The organism is Klebsiella sp. AqSCr, from assembly GCF_008452795.1.
In the GTDB taxonomy this organism is placed as follows: Bacteria; Pseudomonadota; Gammaproteobacteria; order Enterobacterales; family Enterobacteriaceae; genus Klebsiella; species Klebsiella pneumoniae.
In genome coordinates, this window is sequence record NZ_MJDM01000004.1 from 173,535 (window position 1) to 193,270 (window position 19,736).

Annotated in this window: 18 protein-coding genes; 11 read left to right on the plus strand and 7 right to left on the minus strand. The window is 58.5% G+C overall.

Features of this window, described 5'->3' with window-relative positions; genetic code table 11:
- The 7 genes from BHE81_RS28540 to BHE81_RS03450 all read left to right on the plus strand — a co-directional run.
- A partial coding sequence (locus BHE81_RS28540) for a DNA polymerase III subunit gamma/tau C-terminal domain-containing protein (RefSeq protein WP_323126089.1) occupies positions 1–611 on the plus strand: 611 nt, incomplete at its 5' end.
- Between the two features lie 53 nt (positions 612–664).
- Complete coding sequence (locus tag BHE81_RS03425; RefSeq protein ID WP_002892173.1) at positions 665–997, plus strand: YbaB/EbfC family nucleoid-associated protein; 333 nt, start codon at positions 665–667, stop codon at positions 995–997.
- Positions 997–1,602 (plus strand): recombination mediator RecR, encoded by a 606-nt coding sequence (recR, locus tag BHE81_RS03430; RefSeq protein ID WP_002892177.1) that lies wholly within the window; start codon positions 997–999, stop codon positions 1,600–1,602. Before BHE81_RS03425 ends, recR begins: the two co-directional genes overlap by 1 nt.
- Positions 1,603–1,713: 111 nt before the next feature.
- Positions 1,714–3,588: a molecular chaperone HtpG gene (htpG, locus tag BHE81_RS03435; protein WP_004177228.1), complete on the plus strand. Its 1,875-nt coding sequence runs from the start codon at positions 1,714–1,716 to the stop codon at positions 3,586–3,588.
- A gap of 222 nt (positions 3,589–3,810) precedes the next feature.
- Positions 3,811–4,455, plus strand: a complete 645-nt coding sequence (gene adk / locus BHE81_RS03440) for an adenylate kinase (protein WP_002892184.1) — start codon at positions 3,811–3,813, stop codon at positions 4,453–4,455.
- A gap of 128 nt (positions 4,456–4,583) precedes the next feature.
- Positions 4,584–5,546 carry a ferrochelatase gene (gene hemH / locus BHE81_RS03445; protein ID WP_023342968.1) on the plus strand — a complete coding sequence of 321 codons (963 nt, stop codon included), beginning with the start codon at positions 4,584–4,586 and terminating at the stop codon, positions 5,544–5,546.
- 63 nt (positions 5,547–5,609) lie between these two features.
- Positions 5,610–6,914, plus strand: coding sequence for an inosine/guanosine kinase (locus BHE81_RS03450; RefSeq protein WP_023342967.1), 1,305 nt, complete (start codon positions 5,610–5,612; stop codon positions 6,912–6,914).
- Positions 6,915–6,949: 35 nt separating this feature from the next.
- Here BHE81_RS03450 and ybaL read toward each other — a convergent pair whose 3' ends face one another.
- Together ybaL and BHE81_RS03460 are read right to left on the minus strand one after the other, a co-directional pair.
- A complete protein-coding gene (gene ybaL / locus BHE81_RS03455; protein WP_002892195.1) occupies positions 6,950–8,626 on the minus strand; it encodes a YbaL family putative K(+) efflux transporter in 1,677 nt (558 codons plus the stop codon).
- 225 nt (positions 8,627–8,851) lie between these two features.
- On the minus strand, positions 8,852–10,072 hold the full coding sequence (locus BHE81_RS03460) for an MFS transporter (RefSeq protein WP_004147385.1): 1,221 nt from the start codon (positions 10,070–10,072) through the stop codon (positions 8,852–8,854).
- Between the two features lie 269 nt (positions 10,073–10,341).
- Here BHE81_RS03460 and ushA point away from each other — a divergent pair, with 269 nt between their 5' ends.
- A complete protein-coding gene (ushA, locus tag BHE81_RS03465; protein ID WP_023342965.1) occupies positions 10,342–11,994 on the plus strand; it encodes a bifunctional UDP-sugar hydrolase/5'-nucleotidase UshA in 1,653 nt (550 codons plus the stop codon).
- A 105-nt stretch (positions 11,995–12,099) separates the two neighbouring features.
- Here the strand turns inward: ushA and ybaK are convergent, their stop codons facing one another.
- From ybaK to copA, 3 genes are all read right to left on the minus strand, one after another.
- Complete coding sequence (ybaK, locus tag BHE81_RS03470) at positions 12,100–12,579, minus strand: Cys-tRNA(Pro)/Cys-tRNA(Cys) deacylase YbaK (RefSeq protein ID WP_002892205.1); 480 nt, start codon at positions 12,577–12,579, stop codon at positions 12,100–12,102.
- A gap of 202 nt (positions 12,580–12,781) precedes the next feature.
- Positions 12,782–13,576 carry a TraB/GumN family protein gene (locus BHE81_RS03475; RefSeq protein ID WP_023342964.1) on the minus strand — a complete coding sequence of 265 codons (795 nt, stop codon included), beginning with the start codon at positions 13,574–13,576 and terminating at the stop codon, positions 12,782–12,784.
- 131 nt (positions 13,577–13,707) lie between these two features.
- The gene (copA, locus tag BHE81_RS03480; RefSeq protein ID WP_004178775.1) at positions 13,708–16,209 is read right to left on the minus strand and encodes a copper-exporting P-type ATPase CopA; all 2,502 of its coding nucleotides are present in this window, start codon (positions 16,207–16,209) and stop codon (positions 13,708–13,710) included.
- 106 nt (positions 16,210–16,315) lie between these two features.
- On the opposite strand from copA, the gene cueR reads away from it, so the two are divergent.
- The gene (gene cueR, locus BHE81_RS03485; RefSeq protein ID WP_002892208.1) at positions 16,316–16,726 is read left to right on the plus strand and encodes a Cu(I)-responsive transcriptional regulator; all 411 of its coding nucleotides are present in this window, start codon (positions 16,316–16,318) and stop codon (positions 16,724–16,726) included.
- Here cueR and BHE81_RS03490 read toward each other — a convergent pair.
- Together BHE81_RS03490 and BHE81_RS03495 are read right to left on the minus strand one after the other, a co-directional pair.
- The gene (locus tag BHE81_RS03490; protein ID WP_004142979.1) at positions 16,723–17,181 is read right to left on the minus strand and encodes an NfeD family protein; all 459 of its coding nucleotides are present in this window, start codon (positions 17,179–17,181) and stop codon (positions 16,723–16,725) included. The two genes, cueR and BHE81_RS03490, sit on opposite strands and share 4 nt — an antisense overlap.
- On the minus strand, positions 17,178–18,095 hold the full coding sequence (locus BHE81_RS03495) for an SPFH domain-containing protein (RefSeq protein ID WP_002892258.1): 918 nt from the start codon (positions 18,093–18,095) through the stop codon (positions 17,178–17,180). The genes BHE81_RS03490 and BHE81_RS03495 overlap by 4 nt, the downstream gene beginning before the upstream one ends.
- A gap of 140 nt (positions 18,096–18,235) precedes the next feature.
- Here BHE81_RS03495 and fetA point away from each other — a divergent pair, with 140 nt between their 5' ends.
- Both fetA and fetB read left to right on the plus strand, forming a co-directional pair.
- Positions 18,236–18,913 carry an iron efflux ABC transporter ATP-binding subunit FetA gene (gene fetA / locus BHE81_RS03500; protein ID WP_149888783.1) on the plus strand — a complete coding sequence of 226 codons (678 nt, stop codon included), beginning with the start codon at positions 18,236–18,238 and terminating at the stop codon, positions 18,911–18,913.
- Positions 18,900–19,682 (plus strand): iron efflux ABC transporter permease subunit FetB, encoded by a 783-nt coding sequence (gene fetB / locus BHE81_RS03505; RefSeq protein WP_004177223.1) that lies wholly within the window; start codon positions 18,900–18,902, stop codon positions 19,680–19,682. Before fetA ends, fetB begins: the two co-directional genes overlap by 14 nt.
- Positions 19,683–19,736 lie beyond the last annotated feature (54 nt).

The following is a 19,736-nucleotide window of genomic DNA, read 5'->3' on the forward strand; positions in this document are numbered from 1 at the left end:
CGGTGAATAACGCTGCGCTGGAGCGACTGAGTTCGATTACCGAGCGCGTCCAGGCTCGTCCGGCCGCGGCCGCGCTGGAGCAGGCCCCGGCGAAGAAAGAGGCCTATCGCTGGAAGGCGACGACGGTGGTGGAAGAGACCAAAGTCGAAGTCGCCACGCCCAAAGCGCTGAAAAAGGCGCTGGAGCATGAGAAGACGCCGGAGCTGGCGGCCAAGCTCGCCGAAGAAGCGGTCGAGCGCGACAGCTGGGCGGCGGAAGTGAGCCAGCTGGCGGTACCGAAGCTGGTCGAGCAGGTGGCGCTCAACGCGTGGAAAGAGCAGGAGGGCAGCCGCGTCTGTCTGCATCTGCGTCCCAGCCAGCGCCACCTCAATTCCGCCAGCGCGCAGCAAAAGCTGGCTGAAGCGCTGGGGGTGTTGTACGGTACGCCGGTTGAATTGACCATCGTGGAAGACGATAATCCCGCGATGCGTACGCCGCTGGAGTGGCGGCAGGCTATTTATGAAGAGAAGCTCGCGCAGGCGCGCGAAGCCATTATCGCGGATAATAACATTCAGACCCTGCGTCGTTTCTTCGACGCCGATCTGGATGAAGAGAGTATTCGCCCCATTTGAATGCCAGTCTGTCTGGCATTCAGTACCTTTAACGATGACTGAGAGAGAAGCCTATGTTTGGTGGAAAAGGCGGCCTGGGTAACCTGATGAAGCAGGCCCAGCAGATGCAAGAGAAAATGCAGAAGATGCAGGAAGAGATCGCTCAGCTGGAAGTAACCGGCGAATCCGGCGCGGGTCTGGTGAAAGTGACCATTAACGGCGCGCACAACTGCCGCCGTGTGGAGATCGACCCAAGCCTGCTGGAAGACGACAAAGAGATGCTCGAAGACCTGGTGGCTGCCGCGTTCAACGACGCCGCGCGCCGTATCGAAGAGACCCAGAAAGAGAAGATGGCTTCCGTTTCTGCCGGTATGCAACTGCCGCCAGGCTTCAAGATGCCGTTCTGATGCAAACTAGCCCGCTGTTAACTCAGCTTATGGAAGCGCTGCGCTGTCTGCCGGGCGTCGGCCCGAAGTCAGCGCAGCGCATGGCGTTTACCCTGCTGCAGCGCGATCGCAGCGGCGGGATGCGCCTGGCGCAGGCGCTGACGCGTGCGATGTCGGAGATCGGCCACTGCGCCGATTGCCGCACCTTCACCGAGCAGGAGGTGTGCAATATCTGCAGCAACCCGCGTCGCCAGGAAAACGGCCAGATCTGCGTGGTAGAGAGTCCGGCGGACATCTATGCCATTGAGCAGACCGGGCAGTATTCCGGCCGCTACTTCGTGCTGATGGGGCACCTGTCGCCGCTCGACGGCATCGGGCCTGATGACATCGGGCTCGATCGCCTGGAGCAACGGCTGGAGGCGGAGTCGATCACCGAGGTGATCCTCGCCACCAACCCGACCGTTGAGGGCGAGGCGACGGCCAACTACATCGCGGAGCTGTGCGCGCAGTATGGCGTCGACGCCAGCCGAATCGCCCACGGCGTGCCGGTGGGCGGCGAGCTGGAGATGGTCGACGGCACCACGCTGTCCCACTCCCTGGCCGGTCGCCACAAGATTACTTTCTGAACAAATGGAGGCGGCCTTTGCCGCCTCCGCTTGAAAAATTTCCCCGCTGTCCCCATCTCCCACTCAACGGTTTTTTACCCATTTAAAATGGCATTGTTGAGGTTGAATCAGATGAAAGGACAAGAAACTCGTGGTTTTCAGTCAGAAGTAAAGCAGCTTCTGCACCTGATGATCCATTCCCTCTATTCCAACAAAGAAATCTTTCTGCGTGAGCTGATTTCCAACGCCTCTGATGCGGCCGATAAGCTGCGTTTCCGCGCGCTGTCGCAGCCGGATTTGTATGAGGGAGACGGCGAGCTGCGCGTGCGGGTTTCGTTTGATAAAGACAACCGCACCCTGACCATCGCCGATAACGGTATCGGTATGAACCGGGAAGAGGTTATCGACCATCTCGGCACCATCGCCAAATCCGGCACCAAAGCGTTCCTCGAATCGATGGGTTCCGACCAGGCGAAGGATAGCCAGCTGATCGGTCAGTTCGGCGTCGGCTTCTATTCGGCCTTCATCGTGGCGGACAAAGTGACCGTGCGTACCCGTGCGGCGGGCGACAAGCCGGAAAACGGCGTGTTCTGGGAGTCCGCCGGCGAAGGCGAATATACCGTAGCTGATATCACCAAAGCCGATCGCGGCACCGAAATCACCCTGCATCTGCGCGAAGGCGAAGATGATTTCCTCAACGACTGGCGCGTGCGCTCTATCATCAGCAAGTATTCCGACCATATCGCGCTGCCGGTTGAGATTGAAAAACGGGAAGAGAAAGACGGCGAAACCGTGATTTCGTGGGAAAAAATCAACAAGGCGCAGGCCCTGTGGACCCGCAGCAAATCCGAAGTTAACGACGACGAATACAAAGAGTTTTATAAGCATATCGCTCACGACTACAGCGACCCGCTGACCTGGAGCCATAACCGCGTGGAAGGTAAGCAGGAGTACACCAGCCTGCTGTATATCCCGTCGCAGGCGCCGTGGGATATGTGGAACCGCGATCATAAACACGGCCTGAAGCTGTACGTCCAGCGTGTGTTCATCATGGACGACGCCGAGCAGTTTATGCCGAACTACCTGCGCTTCGTGCGCGGCCTGATCGATTCCAACGATCTGCCGCTGAACGTCTCCCGTGAAATCCTGCAGGACAGCAGCGTGACCCGCAACCTGCGCACTGCGCTGACCAAACGCGCGCTGCAGATGCTGGATAAGCTGGCGAAAGACGACGCTGAAAAATACCAAACCTTCTGGAAACAGTTCGGCCTGGTGCTGAAAGAGGGCCCGGCGGAAGATCCGAGCAACCAGGAAGCGATCGCCAAACTGCTGCGTTTCGCAACCACCCATACCGACTCCTCCGCGCAGACCGTATCGCTGGAAGAGTATGTCTCACGCATGAAAGAAGGTCAGGAGAAGATCTACTACATCACAGCCGACAGCTATGCGGCGGCGAAGAGCAGCCCGCACCTCGAGCTGCTGCGTAAGAAAGGGATCGAAGTGCTGCTGCTCTCCGATCGCATCGACGAGTGGATGATGAGCTACCTGACTGAGTTCGACGGCAAAGCGTTCCAGTCTGTCGCTAAAGCCGACGAGTCGCTGGACAAGCTGGCGGATGAAGTAGACGAGTCCACCAAAGAAGCCGAAAAAGCGCTGGAGCCGTTCGTTGAGCGGGTGAAAAACCTGCTTGGCGACCGGGTGAAAGAGGTGCGTCTGACCCATCGTCTGACCGACACCCCGGCGATTGTCACCACCGACGCCGACGAGATGAGCACTCAGATGGCGAAGCTGTTCGCGGCAGCGGGCCAAGCGGCGCCGGAAGTGAAATACATCTTCGAACTGAACCCGGCGCATCAGCTGGTGAAACGCGCGGCCGATACCCAGGACGACGCGCAGTTCGGCGAATGGGTGGAACTGCTGCTGGATCAGGCGCTGCTGGCCGAGCGCGGCACGCTGGAAGATCCGAACCAGTTTATCCGCCGTATGAACCAGCTGCTGGCTTCCTGACGCGAACCTGAACGAGTAGCCCGGCAGAGCGACGCGACGCCGGGAACGGGATAAATGCCCCGTCTGAGCGATGTGCTCAGGCGGGGCATTTCACATTGGATTGCATAAAATATCTCACCATTAACCGTTTCAGCCGCACCGCCTTCCTTGAGCCATCGCCGTTCTGGTGGTATGGTTTAGCGTTTTTGAAAAATTGAATCGACTTTTGAGGGGATTTTCGTAATGCGTATTATTCTGCTTGGCGCTCCGGGCGCGGGTAAAGGAACTCAGGCTCAGTTCATCATGGAGAAATACGGTATTCCGCAAATCTCCACCGGCGATATGCTGCGCGCGGCGGTAAAATCCGGCTCTGAGCTCGGTAAGCAAGCGAAAGACATTATGGACGCAGGCAAGCTGGTGACCGATGAGCTGGTCATCGCGCTGGTGAAAGAGCGTATCGCCCAGGAAGATTGCCGTAACGGCTTCCTGCTGGACGGCTTCCCGCGGACCATTCCGCAGGCTGACGCCATGAAAGAGGCGGGCATTACCGTTGATTACGTGCTGGAATTCGACGTGCCGGACGAACTGATCGTCGACCGCATCGTTGGCCGTCGCGTCCATGCGGCATCCGGTCGCGTATACCACATCAAATTCAATCCGCCGAAGGTGGAAGGCAAAGACGACGTGACCGGCGAAGAGCTGACCACCCGTAAAGACGATCAGGAAGAGACCGTGCGTAAGCGTCTGGTAGAATACCATCAGATGACAGCGCCGCTGATCGGCTACTACACCAAAGAAGCGCAGGCGGGCAACACCAAATACGCCAAAGTCGACGGCACCAAAGCGGTAGCTGACGTGCGCGCCGAACTGGAAAAAATCCTCGGCTGATAAAGCCTTTTCTCATCCTGCTGCGGCAGGATGAGAACTCCTCTCATTTCTACCTTTTGCTATGATTGGTTCCGTTTAGCGCCATTTCAGCTACAATTGGCTGCGATTCAAATGGTTAAGAGGCGGTAATGCATCAGACGAAAACAGGTATCTTGCTGGCCAATTTAGGCACTCCCGATGCGCCCACCCCCGGGGCGGTGAAGCGCTATCTGCGACAATTCCTCAGCGACAAACGGGTGGTGGATACGTCTCGTCTGCTATGGTGGCCGCTGCTGCGCGGCGTCATACTGCCGATTCGCTCCGCGCGCGTGGCGAAGCTCTATCAGTCCGTGTGGATGGAAGAGGGATCGCCGCTGATGGTGTATAGTCGTCGCCAGCAGCAGGCGCTGGCTGCCAGGCTGCCGGATACCCCGGTGGCGCTGGGCATGAGCTATGGTTCACCGTCACTGGCCAGCGCGGTGGATGACTTACTGGCGCAGGGGGTGGAGCACATCGTGGTGCTGCCGCTGTATCCGCAATATTCCTGCTCGACGGTGGCCGCCGTCTGGGACGAACTGGCGCGGATTCTGGCGAAAAAGCGCGCCATTCCGGGTATCTCGTTTATTCGCGACTATGCCGAACATCCGGACTATATCCATGCGCTGGCGGCCAGCGTGCGCGCTTCCTTCGCGGTGCATGGGGAACCGGATCTGCTGCTGCTCTCCTATCATGGGATCCCGCAGCGCTATGCCAACCAGGGCGATGATTATCCTCAGCGCTGTCGCGATACGACGCGGGAACTGGTTTCCGCGCTGGGGCTGCCGCCGGAGCGGGTGATGATGACTTTCCAGTCGCGCTTTGGCCGGGAACCCTGGCTGACCCCGTACACCGATGAAACGCTAAAGATGCTCGGCGAGAAAGGGACGAAGCATATTCAGGTGCTGTGCCCGGGGTTTGCCGCCGACTGTCTCGAAACGCTGGAAGAAATCGCCGTCCAGAACCGGGAAATATTCCTCGAAGCAGGCGGCAAGCAATATGAATATATTCCGGCGCTTAATGCGGACGCAGCGCATATTGAGATGATGGTCAATCTGACGGCGCCTTATCGCTGATCGCGCGCAGGGCGGGGAATATGCTACTATTTCCCGCTTGTTCCCTGTTATTTAAGCGCCACTATGAAATTTCCCGGTAAACGCAAATCTAAACACTATTTTCCCGTTAACGCCCGCGATCCGCTGCTGCAGCAAATTCAGCCGGAGAATGAATCCAGCGTCTCCTGGGTGGTCGGTATCGACCAGACGCTGGTGGATATCGAAGCGAAAGTGGATGAGGCGTTTATCGTGCGCTACGGCCTGAGCGCGGGCCATTCGCTGGTGATTGAAGATGACGTCGCCGAGGCGCTGTACCAGGAGCTGGTGCGCAACAATCTCATTACCCATCAGTTTGCCGGCGGCACCATCGGCAATACCATGCACAACTACTCGGTGCTGGCGGACGATCGCTCGGTGCTGCTTGGCGTGATGTGCAGCAATATCGAAATCGGCGGCTACGCCTATCGTTACCTGTGCAATACCTCCAGCCGCACCGATCTGAACTATCTGCAGGGCGTCGACGGCGCCATTGGCCGCTGCTTTACCCTGATCGGTGACAGCGGCGAGCGCACCTTCGCCATCAGCCCGGGCCACATGAACAAGCTGCGTCCGGAAAGCATTCCGGAAGCGGTGATCGCCGGCGCCTCGGCGCTGGTGCTGACCTCTTACCTGGTCCGCTGCAAGTCGGGCGAGCCGATGCCGGACGCCACGATGAAGGCTATTGAGTATGCCAAAAAGCACGATGTGCCGGTGGTGTTAACCCTCGGAACCAAATACGTGATTGCCGATAACCCGGCGTGGTGGCAGGAGTTCCTGCAGGAGCATGTCTCTATTCTGGCAATGAACGAAGAGGAAGGGGAAGCGCTGACCGGCTTTGCCGATCCGCTGTCAGCGGCGAATAAGGCGCTGGACTGGGTCGACCTGGTGCTGTGCACCGCCGGCCCGGCGGGCCTGTATATGGCGGGCTTCACCGAAGAAGAGGCGAAGCGGAAAACCCAGCATCCGCTGCTGCCGGGGGCGATCCCGGAGTTTAACCAGTTTGAATTCAGCCGCGCGATGCGTCACCAGGATTGCGTTAATCCGCTGCGCATATATTCCCATATCGCTCCCTATATGGGCGGCCCCGAGAAGATCATGAACACCAACGGCGCAGGCGACGGCGCGCTGGCGGCGCTGCTGCATGACATCACCGCCAATAACTACCACCGCAATAACGTCCCCAACTCCAGCAAGCACAAATGCAAATGGCTGACCTATTCCTCGCTGGCGCAGGTGTGTAAATATGCCAACCGCGTGAGCTATCAGGTGCTGAACCAGCACTCGCCGCGTTTAACCCGCGGCCTGCCGGAGCGTGAGGACAGCCTGGAAGAGGCGTACTGGGATCGGTAAGCGCGTCCCTCTCCCGGCGGGGAGAGGGCAGTACATCAGCCGGTGACCACTTCGCCGGCCGGTGGCGTTTCCAGAAGCCGTAGCATGGCGCGGGCAATTTCCCGTTCGCCCATCACCACCTGATTGGCTCCGCGATCGATAATGTAGTCCACTTCGTCATCATAATGGGCGCGGGCGATAATCTCGATATTCGGACATTTTTCCCGTGCGGAAGCGACAATCTCTCCGGCCTCGTAGCCGTTAGGGATTGTCAGCAGCAGCCAACGGGCGCAATCGAGATGCGCCAGCTCCATGATCTCTTCATTGGCGGCATTGCCGAGCACCGCGCTGATCCCGCGCTCGCGTAGCTCATCCACGCGGGTGCGCGAGGTTTCAACCACCACCAGCGGGATCCCCTGGGCCATCAGCTTCTCGCCCAGCAGGCTGCCGACGCGGCCGAAGCCGACCAACAGCGCGTGGTTGCAGATATCGACCGGCACCTGCTTCTCGTCTTCCAGGACCTCTTCCAGCGTCTGCTCGTCGAGGGTTTCGGTTTTATCGAGATATTTTTCCAGCAGGGTAAACAGCACCGGGTTGAGCATAATTGAGATGATCGCCCCGGCCAGCACCAGATTTTGTCCGGCCTGCGGCAGCAGGTTAAGCGCCATTCCCAGGCCGGCGAGAATAAAGGCAAACTCGCCAATCTGCGCCAGGCTGGCGGCGATGGTCAGCGCGGTGCGCGGCGAGTGGCCAAACATCCGCACAAGGAAAAAGGCGGCTGCGGATTTACCAAAGATAATAATCGCCAGCGTCGCCAGCACCGCCAGCGGCTGTTGGACCAGCACCATCGGGTCAAACAGCATGCCGACGGAGACGAAGAACAGCACCGCGAAGGCGTCGCGCAGCGGCAGGGTGTCATGGGCGGCGCGGTGGCTGAGCTCGGATTCGTTAAGCACCATGCCGGCAAAGAAGGCGCCGAGGGCAAAAGAGACATCAAACAGCTCCACGGCGCCGAAGGCGATGCCCAGCGCCAGGGCCAGCACCGACAGAGTGAACAGCTCGCGTGAGCCGGTGGCGGCGCTGCGCGACATGATCCACGGCACCAGCCGGCGGCCGACCAGCATCATAATGGCGATAAAGGCCACCACTTTGCCAATGGTGATCCCGAGGTCGAGGGCCAGGGACGCGAAGCCGACGTTGCCTTTCTCCGCCATACCGGCAATCGCCGGCAGCAGGACCAGCGTCAGGACCATCACCAGGTCTTCCACAATCAGCCAGCCGATGGCGATTTGCCCGCGCTGGCTGTCAATCAGTTGTCGTTCCTCCAGCGCGCGCAGCAGCACTACGGTACTGGCGGTGGAGAGGCACAGGCCAAAGACGATGCCGGTCATCAGCGACCAGCCGAGGGCGGCGGAGAGCGCCATACCCAGCAGCGTCGCCACGGCTATCTGGGCGATAGCCCCGGGGATGGCGATCGATTTTACCGCCATCAGGTCTTTAAGTGAGAAATGCAGCCCGACGCCGAACATCAGCAGAATGACGCCAAGTTCCGCCAGTTCCGGAGCCAGTTTGGTGTCAGCAACAAAGCCAGGGGTGAAAGGTCCGGCCAGCACGCCCGCTAAGAGATATCCCACCAGAGGAGAAATACGTAGCTTATTGGCAATCATGCCGAGAATAAAGGCGAGCACGAGGCCGCCGACAATGGTGGTGATAAGCGGTGTTGCGTGGTGCATTCCGTCTCCTTTCCAGTGGTGTATCGGTCCATTTTGCTACCCTGTCCGGGTAATAGTTTATGACAAAAACGTTCACTTTGTTTATGAATAATTCTTGAGTTGTGCAAAAAAATGCAATTAGCCGATGAAAAGGCACAGAAGGGAAAATGGCGGGGGGAAATCGTGGAACAGGCTGATGACACAAGGGTTAACGGCGGCCAGGGTTGCACTTTGGCCGCCGAATAATCAGGCTTTTTGCCGGTTATCAGGAAGGAATATCGTCAGGAATCCCAGCAGCGGCAGGAAGGCGCAGATTTTATAAACCAGATCGATGCTGGTATGGTCCGCCAGCAGGCCTAACACCGCGGCGCCAAGGCCGCCCATGCCAAAGGCGAAGCCGAAAAACAGGCCAGAAACCATGCCGATGCGTCCCGGCAGCAGTTCCTGCGCATAGACCAGAATAGCGGAAAAGGCCGAGGCGAGGATAAAACCAATGATCACCGTTAAAATCCCCGTCCATTCAAGGCTGGCGTAGGGTAAAACAAGGGTGAAAGGCGCTACGCCGAGGATAGAACCCCAAATCACATACTTACGCCCAATTTTATCGCCAACAGGCCCGCCAATCACCGTCCCGGCAGCCACTGCGAACAGGAAGGCAAACAGATGAAGCTGGGCGTTTTGCACCGTTAAGCCGAATTTATGCATCAGATAAAAGGTGTAATAGCTGCTAATGCTCGCCATATAGAAATATTTCGAGAAAATCAGCATCAGCAGAATGCCTACCGCCAGAATGACCTTCTTGCGCGGCAGCGGATTAACGATGGCCGGTTTCGGTTTGCCCTTATTCATTCGATGCTGCGCGGCATACCAGCGGCTGATTTGCGACAGCACGACAATAGCCAACAGAGCGGCCAGCACAAACCAGGCGACGTTGCCTTTGCCGTACGGGGCGATGATCACCGCCGCCAGCAATGGGCCAAGCGAGCTGCCGAAGTTGCCGCCCACCTGGAACAGCGACTGGGCCAGGCCGTGACGGCCGCCGGAGGCCATCCGCGCTACGCGGGACGATTCCGGATGGAAAACCGAGGAGCCGGTACCTACCAGCGCGGCGGCCAGCAGCACCATGCCGAAGCTACCGGCCAGCGCGAGGAGAATCAAACCGCAGAGGGTGAAGCACATGCCCACCGGCAGCGACCACGGCATCGAGCGTTTATCGGTGATGTAGCCAATCACCGGCTGGAATAGCGATGAGGTGAGCTGGAAGGTCAGGGTGATCATGCCGATCTGCACGAAGGTAAGGGAGAACTCCGCCTGCAGCAGCGGGTAGATAGCGAGAATAAGCGACTGGATCATATCGTTAAGCAAATGGGACAGGCTGATCGCGCCTAAGATGCCAAACGAGGTGCGTGCTTTTTGCGGCGGCGCAGCGGGGCCGGACAAGGGTTGAGCGGTCTGATTGATTGCCATAGGTTCACGTCACTTTTTTATATAGCTTTCGTCTTTTGTCCGCCATGGCGACTGCCCTGATTTTCCCGGCTACTGCATGGGAAATATGACGAACGGGCTGACGCAATGCCATACAACGCGAAGGCGTATAGAGGATGCAGGTAGAATTATTATCCAACTAACATACCTGCTGATAAGGTTTGAAGGAAGTCGCAATTCTGAAAACATATTTGTCAACGCGACTAACTCGCTATACTTTCGGCACTTGGGATTAAGTCAGGGAGTGAAGCATGCATTATTTCAAACACAGCGTAGCGCTGGCGCTATTCGCCGCTTTATCGCTGGGCAGCCTGTCGGCACAGGCCTATGAGCAGGATAAAACCTATAAAATTACCATCCTGCACACCAACGATCACCACGGCCATTTCTGGCGCAATGACTACGGCGAATATGGCCTGGCGGCGCAGAAAACGCTGGTCGATGGCATCCGGAAAGAGGTGGCGGCGGAAGGGGGAAGCGTCCTGCTGTTATCCGGCGGCGATATTAATACCGGCGTACCGGAGTCTGATTTACAGGATGCAGAGCCCGATTTTCGCGGCATGAACCTGATCGGCTACGACGCGATGGCGGTGGGTAACCATGAATTCGATAATCCGCTGAGCGTACTGCGCCAGCAGGAAAAGTGGGCTAAGTTCCCGTTCCTGTCGGCCAATATTTATCAGAAAAGCACCGGCGAACGGCTGTTCAAACCCTGGGCGTTGTTTAAGCGCGGTGGGCTGAAAATCGCGGTGATTGGCTTAACCACCGACGATACGGCCAAGATTGGCAATCCGGAATATTTCACCGATATTGAATTCCGCAAACCGGCGGAAGAGGCGAAGCTGGTTATCCAGGAGCTGCAGCAGAATGAAAAGCCGGACGTGATCCTGGCCACCACCCATATGGGCCATTACGACAATGGCAACCACGGCTCTAATGCGCCGGGCGATGTTGAAATGGCGCGGAGTTTACCTGCGGGATCGCTGGCGATGATCGTCGGCGGTCACTCGCAGGATCCGGTATGCATGGCGGCGGAAAATAAAAAGCAGGTCGATTATGTGCCAGGCACCCCGTGCGCTCCGGATCGTCAGAACGGCATCTGGATCGTCCAGGCGCATGAGTGGGGCAAATACGTCGGCCGCGCCGATTTTGAGTTCCGTAACGGCGAGCTGAAGCTGGTGCACTATCAGCTGATCCCGGTCAACCTGAAGAAAAAAGTGACTTACGATAACGGCCAAAGCGAGCGGGTGCTGTATACGCCGCAGATCGCCGAGAACCCGCAGATGATGTCGCTGCTGACGCCGTTCCAGAACAAAGGCAAGGCGCAGCTGCAGGTCAAAATCGGCAGCGTGAATGGTCATCTGGAGGGCGACCGCAGTAAAGTGCGCTTTGTGCAGACCAATATGGGCCACCTGCTGCTGGCGGCGCAAATGGCGCGCAGCAACGCGGATTTCGCGGTGATGAGCGGCGGCGGGATCCGCGACTCCATTGAGGCGGGGGATATCACCTACAAAGATGTGATGAAGGTCCAGCCGTTCGGCAATGTGCTGACCTATGTCGATATGAACGGCAAGGAGGTAGTGGATTACCTGACCGCCGTCGCGCAGATGAAGCCGGATTCCGGCGCTTATCCGCAGTTTGCCAACGTCAGTTTCGTGGCCAAAGACGGTAAGCTGAACGATCTGAAAATCAAAGGCGAACCGGTGGATCCGGCGAAGACCTATCGGATGGCGACGCTGAGCTTTAACGCCACCGGCGGCGATGGCTATCCGAACATCGCCGATAAACCTGGGTATGTGAATACCGGCTTTATCGATGCCGAAGTGCTGAAAGAGTATATCGAGAAGAACTCGCCGCTGGATGCCGCCGCCTATGAGCCGAAAGGCGAGGTGAGCTGGCAGTAAGCCTGGGCTTCAGGTTGGCTATTTCCCCGGTGGCGCTACGCTTACCGGGGCTACAAGTTGGGTATCCCGGATAAGACGCGTGCGCCGCTATCCGGGATCGTTTTATCAATCGCGGCGGGCGATATCGGCGAACTTCGCATCGAGAAGCTGCGCCAGATCGCTGGCCGCCAGCTCAATATCCAGCCCGCGTTTGCCGCCGGAAATATAGATGGTGGCAAATTCCTGCGCCGGGGCGTCAATCACCGTCGGCAGGCGCTTCTTCTGCCCCAGCGGACTGATGCCGCCCACCAGATAGCCGGTGATACGCTGCGCCACCATCGGGTCGGCCATGTCGACTTTCTTAGCGCCCAGCGCTTTCGCCACTTTCTTCAAATCCAGCTGCCCGGCGACCGGAGTGACGGCCACCGCCAGATGCTTCATATCGCCGTTCACGGCGACCAGCAAGGTCTTGTAAACCTGGTCGGCATTGAGGCCGAGCTTGCGCACCACTTCATCTCCGAAGTTGGTCTCATTGGGATCGTGATCGTAACTGTGGATCTGAAAGGAAATTTTGTTTTTTTCGAGTAATTTAACGGCGGGAGTCATAGCTATCCTTCTTACCAACCGGTTTTGCGTGACGTCAGAATACGCCCGCAGGTTGTCTAAAAAATAGTACCATCTTGCGCAATAGTGTTGGCAGTGATGGTCACTTTGAGCGACAATCAGACGATCCGGGATGCAAATCCCGGGATAATAATAATGATGAAATTCCTCTTTGACGGGCCAATAGCAATATTGGCCATTTTTTTTATGTCAGCATATCCGGCAGATTCCCTTCGCCATACAGGTGCAGCGCGCCAACGGCAACCACGTAGCGCCCCGGCGGCAAGGCCAGCAGCGTCTCGCGCCAGGCGAGGTTGCGCTGGTGCATCAGCACATCATATAAAGACTGGCTAAAGGTCGTCGGCAGCGATACCGCGCCGCGCGACGGCGGTTGCTCCAGCCACCAGCCGATCATGACCTGCAGTAAACGGGCGTTGGTGCGCCAGTGGGTCAGCGTATCCTCCAGCAGCGCCATCCCCCCGTCGGGCAGATCGCGCAACAGCGCGATTTGGCTGTCGGCGCCTTCCAGCTCCATCACCGCTATGTTGCTCTCGCGGGCGGCCATCAGCAACTGATAATCGATGCCGTAATCCGGTCGCAGCCCCAGCTTCTGCGCCTGGGTGGCCTGCAGGACCATCGCCACCTGCCACAGCGGCTGGCTGTCGAACAGCCCGACCGACAGGCCCAGCTCGCCGGTTAGCGCCTCTAGCTCGCTCAGCTGCGCATCGCTCAGGCGTTCCGCCAGCGGTGGGTAAGTGGGGAGATTGCTAAACGGGGTTTCATTGCCGCTGATATCGGCCTCGACGATTAACGCATCGGCCTGGCGTATTTTTTTCAGAAGCTTCGCCGGCGGCGGCGCCATGTCGCGGGTGCCCATATGGATACTGCCGACGAGGTGCAAATAGCGTTCGCCGGGCAGGACGATATCCATCGCAGGCCAGGAATAAGACGAGCCGACGGCGGCTCGCCACAGCATTTTTATCCGGTTTAACAGGCCCATACGCGCTCCGAAGTGTGAGGACTTCATGCTAGCGCATATGGTGATACACGTCACCCTTCCGGCGGGCTTTTCTTGTCCCGGCAAAAAAACGGGCGCCGAACAACGTCGGCGCCCGTTTCATCTGACAGCGTTTACTCTTTTGGTTTAAAGCGCAGCAGGCGGTTGGCGTTACTCACCACGGTGATCGACGACAGCGCCATCGCCGCGCCGGCGACCACCGGGTTGAGCAGGGTGCCGGTCAGCGGCCAGAGGATCCCGGCGGCAATCGGGATACCCAGCGAGTTGTAGACAAACGCGCCCAGCAGGTTCTGCTTCATATTGCGTAACGTTGCTTTCGAAATCGCCAGCGCATCGGCCACGCCGTGAAGACTATGGCGCATCAGGGTGATCGCCGCGGTTTCAATAGCGACATCGCTGCCGCCGCCCATGGCGATCCCGACATCCGCCTGGGCCAGCGCCGGGGCGTCGTTAATCCCATCGCCAACCATCGCCACTTTGTGCCCCTGGCTCTGCAGACGCTTAATGGCATCGGCTTTACCGTCCGGCAGCACGCCGGCGATCACTTCATCAATGCCGGCTTCTTTGGCGATAGCCTTCGCGGTGGTGGGGTTATCCCCGGTAAGCATCACCAGCCGGTAGCCCTGCCGATGCAAACGCGCCAGGGCGTCGACGCTGTCTTCGCGCAGCGGGTCGCGGATGGCGAACAGCGCGGCGGCCTGACCATCCACCGCCAGCAGCACCGGCGTGGCGCCGCGTGAGGCCTGGGCTGTCATCTCGCTTTCCACCTCGGCGGTATTGATATGCTGCTCGTTGAGCAGCGCCTGGTTACCGAGCAGCAGACGATGACCTTCCGCCTCGCCGCTGACGCCAAGGCCGCGCAGGGTGCGGAAGCCGCTGACTTCCGGCAATGGGCCGTCGGCAGCTTTATCAAGGATCGCTCGCGCCAGCGGATGGCTTGAGCCCTGCTCCAGCGCGGCGGCAAGACGCAGCGCGGTATGCTCATCAACGCCAGCGAAAGTTTTCACCGCCACCACCTGCGGCTTGCCTTCGGTCAGGGTGCCGGTTTTATCGAACACCAGGGTGTCGAGTTCACTGGCGCGCTGCAGCGCATCGGCATCGCGGACCAGCACGCCATACTCCGCCGCCCGGCCAACGCCGGAGATAATCGACATCGGCGTCGCCAGGCCTAAGGCGCACGGACAGGCGATAATCAGTACCGTGGTGGCAATGACCAGGGTATAGACGATCTGCGGCGCCGGGCCGAAGAAGTACCAGATCGCAGCGCTGATCAGCGCAATGACGACCACCGCCGGAACAAATACGGCGGAGATTTTATCCGCCAGCTGGCCGATCTCCGGTTTGCTGCTCTGCGCCTGGCGCACCATGCGGATAATTCTTGCCAGCGTGGTCTGGCTGCCGACGGCGCTGGCGGTAAACAGCACGCTGCCATCCTGCACCACGGTCCCGGCGTGAATGGCGTCGCCATCGCCTTTTTGCTGCGGCACCGGTTCGCCGGTGAGCATCGCTTCATCAAACCAGGCTTCGCCCTGGCTTATCATGCCGTCGACCGGGACGCGGTCGCCGGTAGTCAGGCGCAGGGTCATGCCGGCCTGAACTTCCGCGAGCGGCAGATCTTTCTCGCCCTCGGGCGTGACGACCCGCGCCGAAGGCGGCGTCAGGTCGAGCAGTTTTTCCAGCGCTTTCGAGGAGCGCTGACGCGCTCGGGCCTCCAGCATATGGCCGAGGTTAATCAGGCCGATAATCATCGCGCTGGCTTCGTAATAGAGATGGCGGGCTTCCATCGGGAACCACTGCGGCCACAGGTTGACGCTCATCGAGTACAGCCAGGCGACGCCGGTGCCGAGCGCCACCAGCGTATCCATGGTGGCGGTGCCGTTTTTCAGGCTTTTCCACGCGCTGCGGTAGAAGTGGCCGCCGGCGAAGACCATGACGGCGAGGGTGACAAGGCCGATAACCAGCCACAGCGAACGGTTGTCGTCACTGACCATCATGTTATCGCCGATCATGCCCCAGACCATCACCGGCACGCCGACCAGCAGGGCGACAATCGCCTGCCAGCGAAAACGTTTCATCGTCGCGAGGGCGGTTTCCTGCTGGCGTTCGCGGCGTTGCAGATCGTCTTCGATCGCCTCCGCGCCATAGCCGGCTTTCTCCACCGCCTGCACTAATTCTGCGGCGGACGCACTGCCCATCACCAGCGCCGTGCGTTCCGCCAGGTTAACCCGCGCCTGTGAGACGCCCGGCACCGCGGCAAGCGCGTTTTGTACCCGGGAGACGCAGCTGGCGCAGCTCATGCCGTTGATCAGCAGCTGTTGACTGTCATCTTCGTCATGGGCTGCCGGAAGCTCAGGAGTGGCCGCTGTCAGTGCTTCCGACGGGATTGATGATTCTGCCAGCGGTTTAGCCTTTGGGTGGCTGAGCTCCGCGCCGTATCCGGCTTGTTTAACGGTATCAATCAGCGCTTGCGCGCTGGCGCTGCCCGTCACATGGGCTTCAGTGAGGGTGACTTCCGCTTGCTCAACGTCAGGACGCTGCTCCAGACTCTCTTTCACGCGTTTGACGCAGTGGCCGCAGGAGAGGCCATCCAGCGTCAGGTCGATAGTGTTAGACATAAATAACTCCTGAATAATTTTCCGGTCAACGATTGACCAGACCCACTCTTTCATCGAGTATTAAGAAGGTTAAACCTTCCAGCAAGGGGAAGGTCAAGGAGAAAAAATGAATATCAGCGATGTGGCGAAAAAAACCGGCTTAACCAGCAAAGCGATTCGTTTTTATGAAGAGAAGGGGCTGGTGACGCCGCCGTTGCGGAGCGAAAACGGCTATCGCACCTATAGTCAGCAGCATCTCGATGAACTGACGCTGCTGCGCCAGGCGCGGCAGGTGGGGTTTAACCTGGAAGAGTGCCGCGAGCTGGTGGCCCTGTTCAACGACCCGTCGCGGCACAGCGCCGATGTGAAAAAACGCACGCTGGAGAAAGTGGCGGATATCGAGAACCATATCCGCGAGCTGCAAAATATGCGCGCGCACCTGCTGGCGCTGGCCGAATCCTGCCCCGGCGACGACAGCGCGGAGTGCCCGATTATCGATAATCTTTCCGGCTGCTGCCATCGCAAGGCGCAGGCTTAACGGACGGCGGGTCTGATTCGTAGCGTAATCCCTTCTACGGCAATCACTTCAACCTTGCTGCCCGCCGCGAAGTCTTCATCGGCAATCACCGGCCAGGAGCTGTCGCCCACGCGGACGTGGCCGCGGCCGTTCACCAGCGGGGCATCCAGCGTCAGGCGGCGGCCCACCAGTTGCTGCCCTCGCTGGTTGAGCTGGGCATCGGCCGGGCGCTGCGTTTTGACGCGCTTGCGCAGCCATTTCGACCACAGCCACGCCGCCAGCAGGGTGAGAACGGCAAACAGCGTGCCTTGCCATTCCCAGCTCAGCGGCAGGAGCCAGGTCAGGGCGCCGGTCACCACGCCGGCGACGCCGCTCCACAGCAGGTATCCGCTGCCGCCCAGCATCTCGGCCGCCAGCAGCAGCCCGCCGAGGCTTAGCCAGAACAGATGGGGGTGTGCGAGGATCATGCCGATCATGATTTTTTCCGATCGCCAGCGCCTTCTTTGATCAGCTCGCTGATCCCGGCGATCGATCCCATCAGGCTGCTGGCATCCAGCGGCATCAATACCACTTTGCTGTTGTTAGCGGCGCCAATCTGCTGCAGCGCATCGGTGTATTTCTGCGCCACGAAGTAGTTGATCGCCTGAATATCGCCCGAGGCGATCGCCGAGGAGACCATTTGGGTGGCGCGGGCTTCCGCTTCGGCGGACCGTTCGCGTGCCTCCGCCTGCAGGAACGCGGACTGCCGTTCGCCCTCGGCCTTGAGGATCTGCGACTGCTTTTCCCCTTCCGCTTTCAGAATTTCCGCCTGTCGCACCCCTTCGGCCTCAAGGATGTACGCGCGTTTGGTACGTTCGGCTTTCATCTGGGCGTTCATCGAGGCGATAAGCTCCGCCGGCGGGCGAACGTCGCGAATTTCGACTCGGGTGATTTTCACCCCCCACGGGTTGGTGGCGTCGTCAACGATATGCAGCAGGCGGGTGTTAATGCTGTCGCGCTGGGAGAGCATTTCGTCCAGCTCCATTGAGCCGAGCACGGTACGGATGTTGGTCATCGTCAGGTTGACGATCGCCTGCTCAAGATTGCTGACCTCGTAGGCGGCCTTTGGCGCGTCGATCACCTGAATAAAACAGACCGCGTCGATGGTGACGTTGGCGTTATCCCGGGAGATAACCTCCTGCGAGGGGATATCGAGCACCTGCTCCATCATGTTCACTTTGCGGCCGATACGGTCCATAAACGGCACGACTAAGCTTAATCCCGGCTGCAGCGTCTGGGTAAAACGCCCGAAGCGCTCCACCGTCCACTGGTAACCCTGCGGGACAATTTTCACCGCCGCGGCCACAATAACCAGCGCGACGAAAATAAGGATAGGAATAAAAATCAGCATCAAAAACCTCCTTTCTTGTTGCCTGGCGGGGCGCTACAAGGAAATAGCGCATGTTTAAACTGAGTATATCTTTCTCCTCATCCTGGAGAAAGGAAAGTGCGGTAAACTAGCGGTGTTTCAGAAAATAATCAGGAAGACTCATGAAGGAAAATAACGCGCTTTTGCGTCTCGACGGTGTGGGGTTTAAGACCGACGACGCCGTTATTTTACACAATATCAATTTTCAGCTTCGCGCCGGAGAATTCAAGTTGATTACCGGCCCTTCCGGCTGCGGGAAAAGTACCTTGCTGAAGATTATCGCCTCGCTGCTCAGCCCAACCTCCGGGCACCTGTTCTTCGACGATGCGGATGTCGCGACGCTGTCGCCGGAAAGGTATCGCCAACAGGTCTCTTACTGCGCGCAGACGCCGGCCCTGTTCGGTGATTCGGTTTACGATAATCTGATTTTTCCGTGGCAGATCCGCAATAAACAACCGGATCCGCAGGCGCTGCTGGCCGACCTGCAGCGCTTTGGCCTTGACGAAAATATGCTGGAAAAATCCATTAACGAACTCTCCGGCGGGGAAAAGCAGCGCGTATCGCTGATCCGCAATCTACAATTTCTGCCGCGCGTGCTGCTGCTGGACGAAATTACCAGCGCGCTGGATGAAAGTAATAAACAGAATGTGAATGAAATTATTCATGGCTACGCAACGGAAAAACAGGTCGCTGTTCTGTGGGTCACCCACGATCGCAATGAAATTTCGCATGCCGATGAAGTGATTACGCTGCAACCTGCCGGCAGAAATATGCAGGAGGTACAGCATGAACGGGCATAACATTACGAACGAATCGCTGGCGCTGTCGATGGTGCTGGTGCTGATCGCTATTCTGGTCAGCTATCGGGAAAAGCTGGCGCTGGAAAAAGATATTATCTGGAGTATTTGCCGGGCGATCGTGCAGCTGATAATCGTCGGCTATGTGCTGAAATATATCTTTAACGTCAATCATGCGGTTCTGACGCTGTTGATGGTGCTGTTTATCTGCTTTAACGCGGCGTGGAATGCGAAGAAGCGCAGTAAATATATCGACAAAGCTTTTATCTCGTCGTTTATCGCCATCACTACTGGCGCTGGACTAACGCTGGCGGTACTGGTGTTTTCTGGCTCGATCGCCTTCGTGCCGATGCAGGTGATCCCGATTGCCGGGATGGTGGCCGGGAACGCCATGGTGGCGGTGGGGCTGTGCTACAACAATATGGGCCAGCGCTTCAGCAGCGAGCAGCAGCAGATTCAGGAGAAACTGAGCCTCGGCGCGACGCCGAAGATGGCCTCAGCGCGGCTGATTCGCGAGAGCATTCGCGCGTCATTGATTCCCACCGTCGATTCGGCGAAAACGGTCGGTCTGGTGAGCTTGCCTGGGATGATGTCGGGGCTGATTTTTGCCGGTATTGACCCGGTGAAGGCGATTAAGTACCAGATCATGGTGACCTTTATGCTGCTGTCGACCGCCAGCCTGTCGACGATTATCGCCGGCTATCTGACCTACCGGAAGTTCTTCAACGCCCGCCATCAGCTGGTTGTGACGCAGCTGAAAAAGCGCCCATGAACGATCCCGGGTTGCGGCGTTCACGCCTTACCCGGGCTACTTAGGCTACGTTCC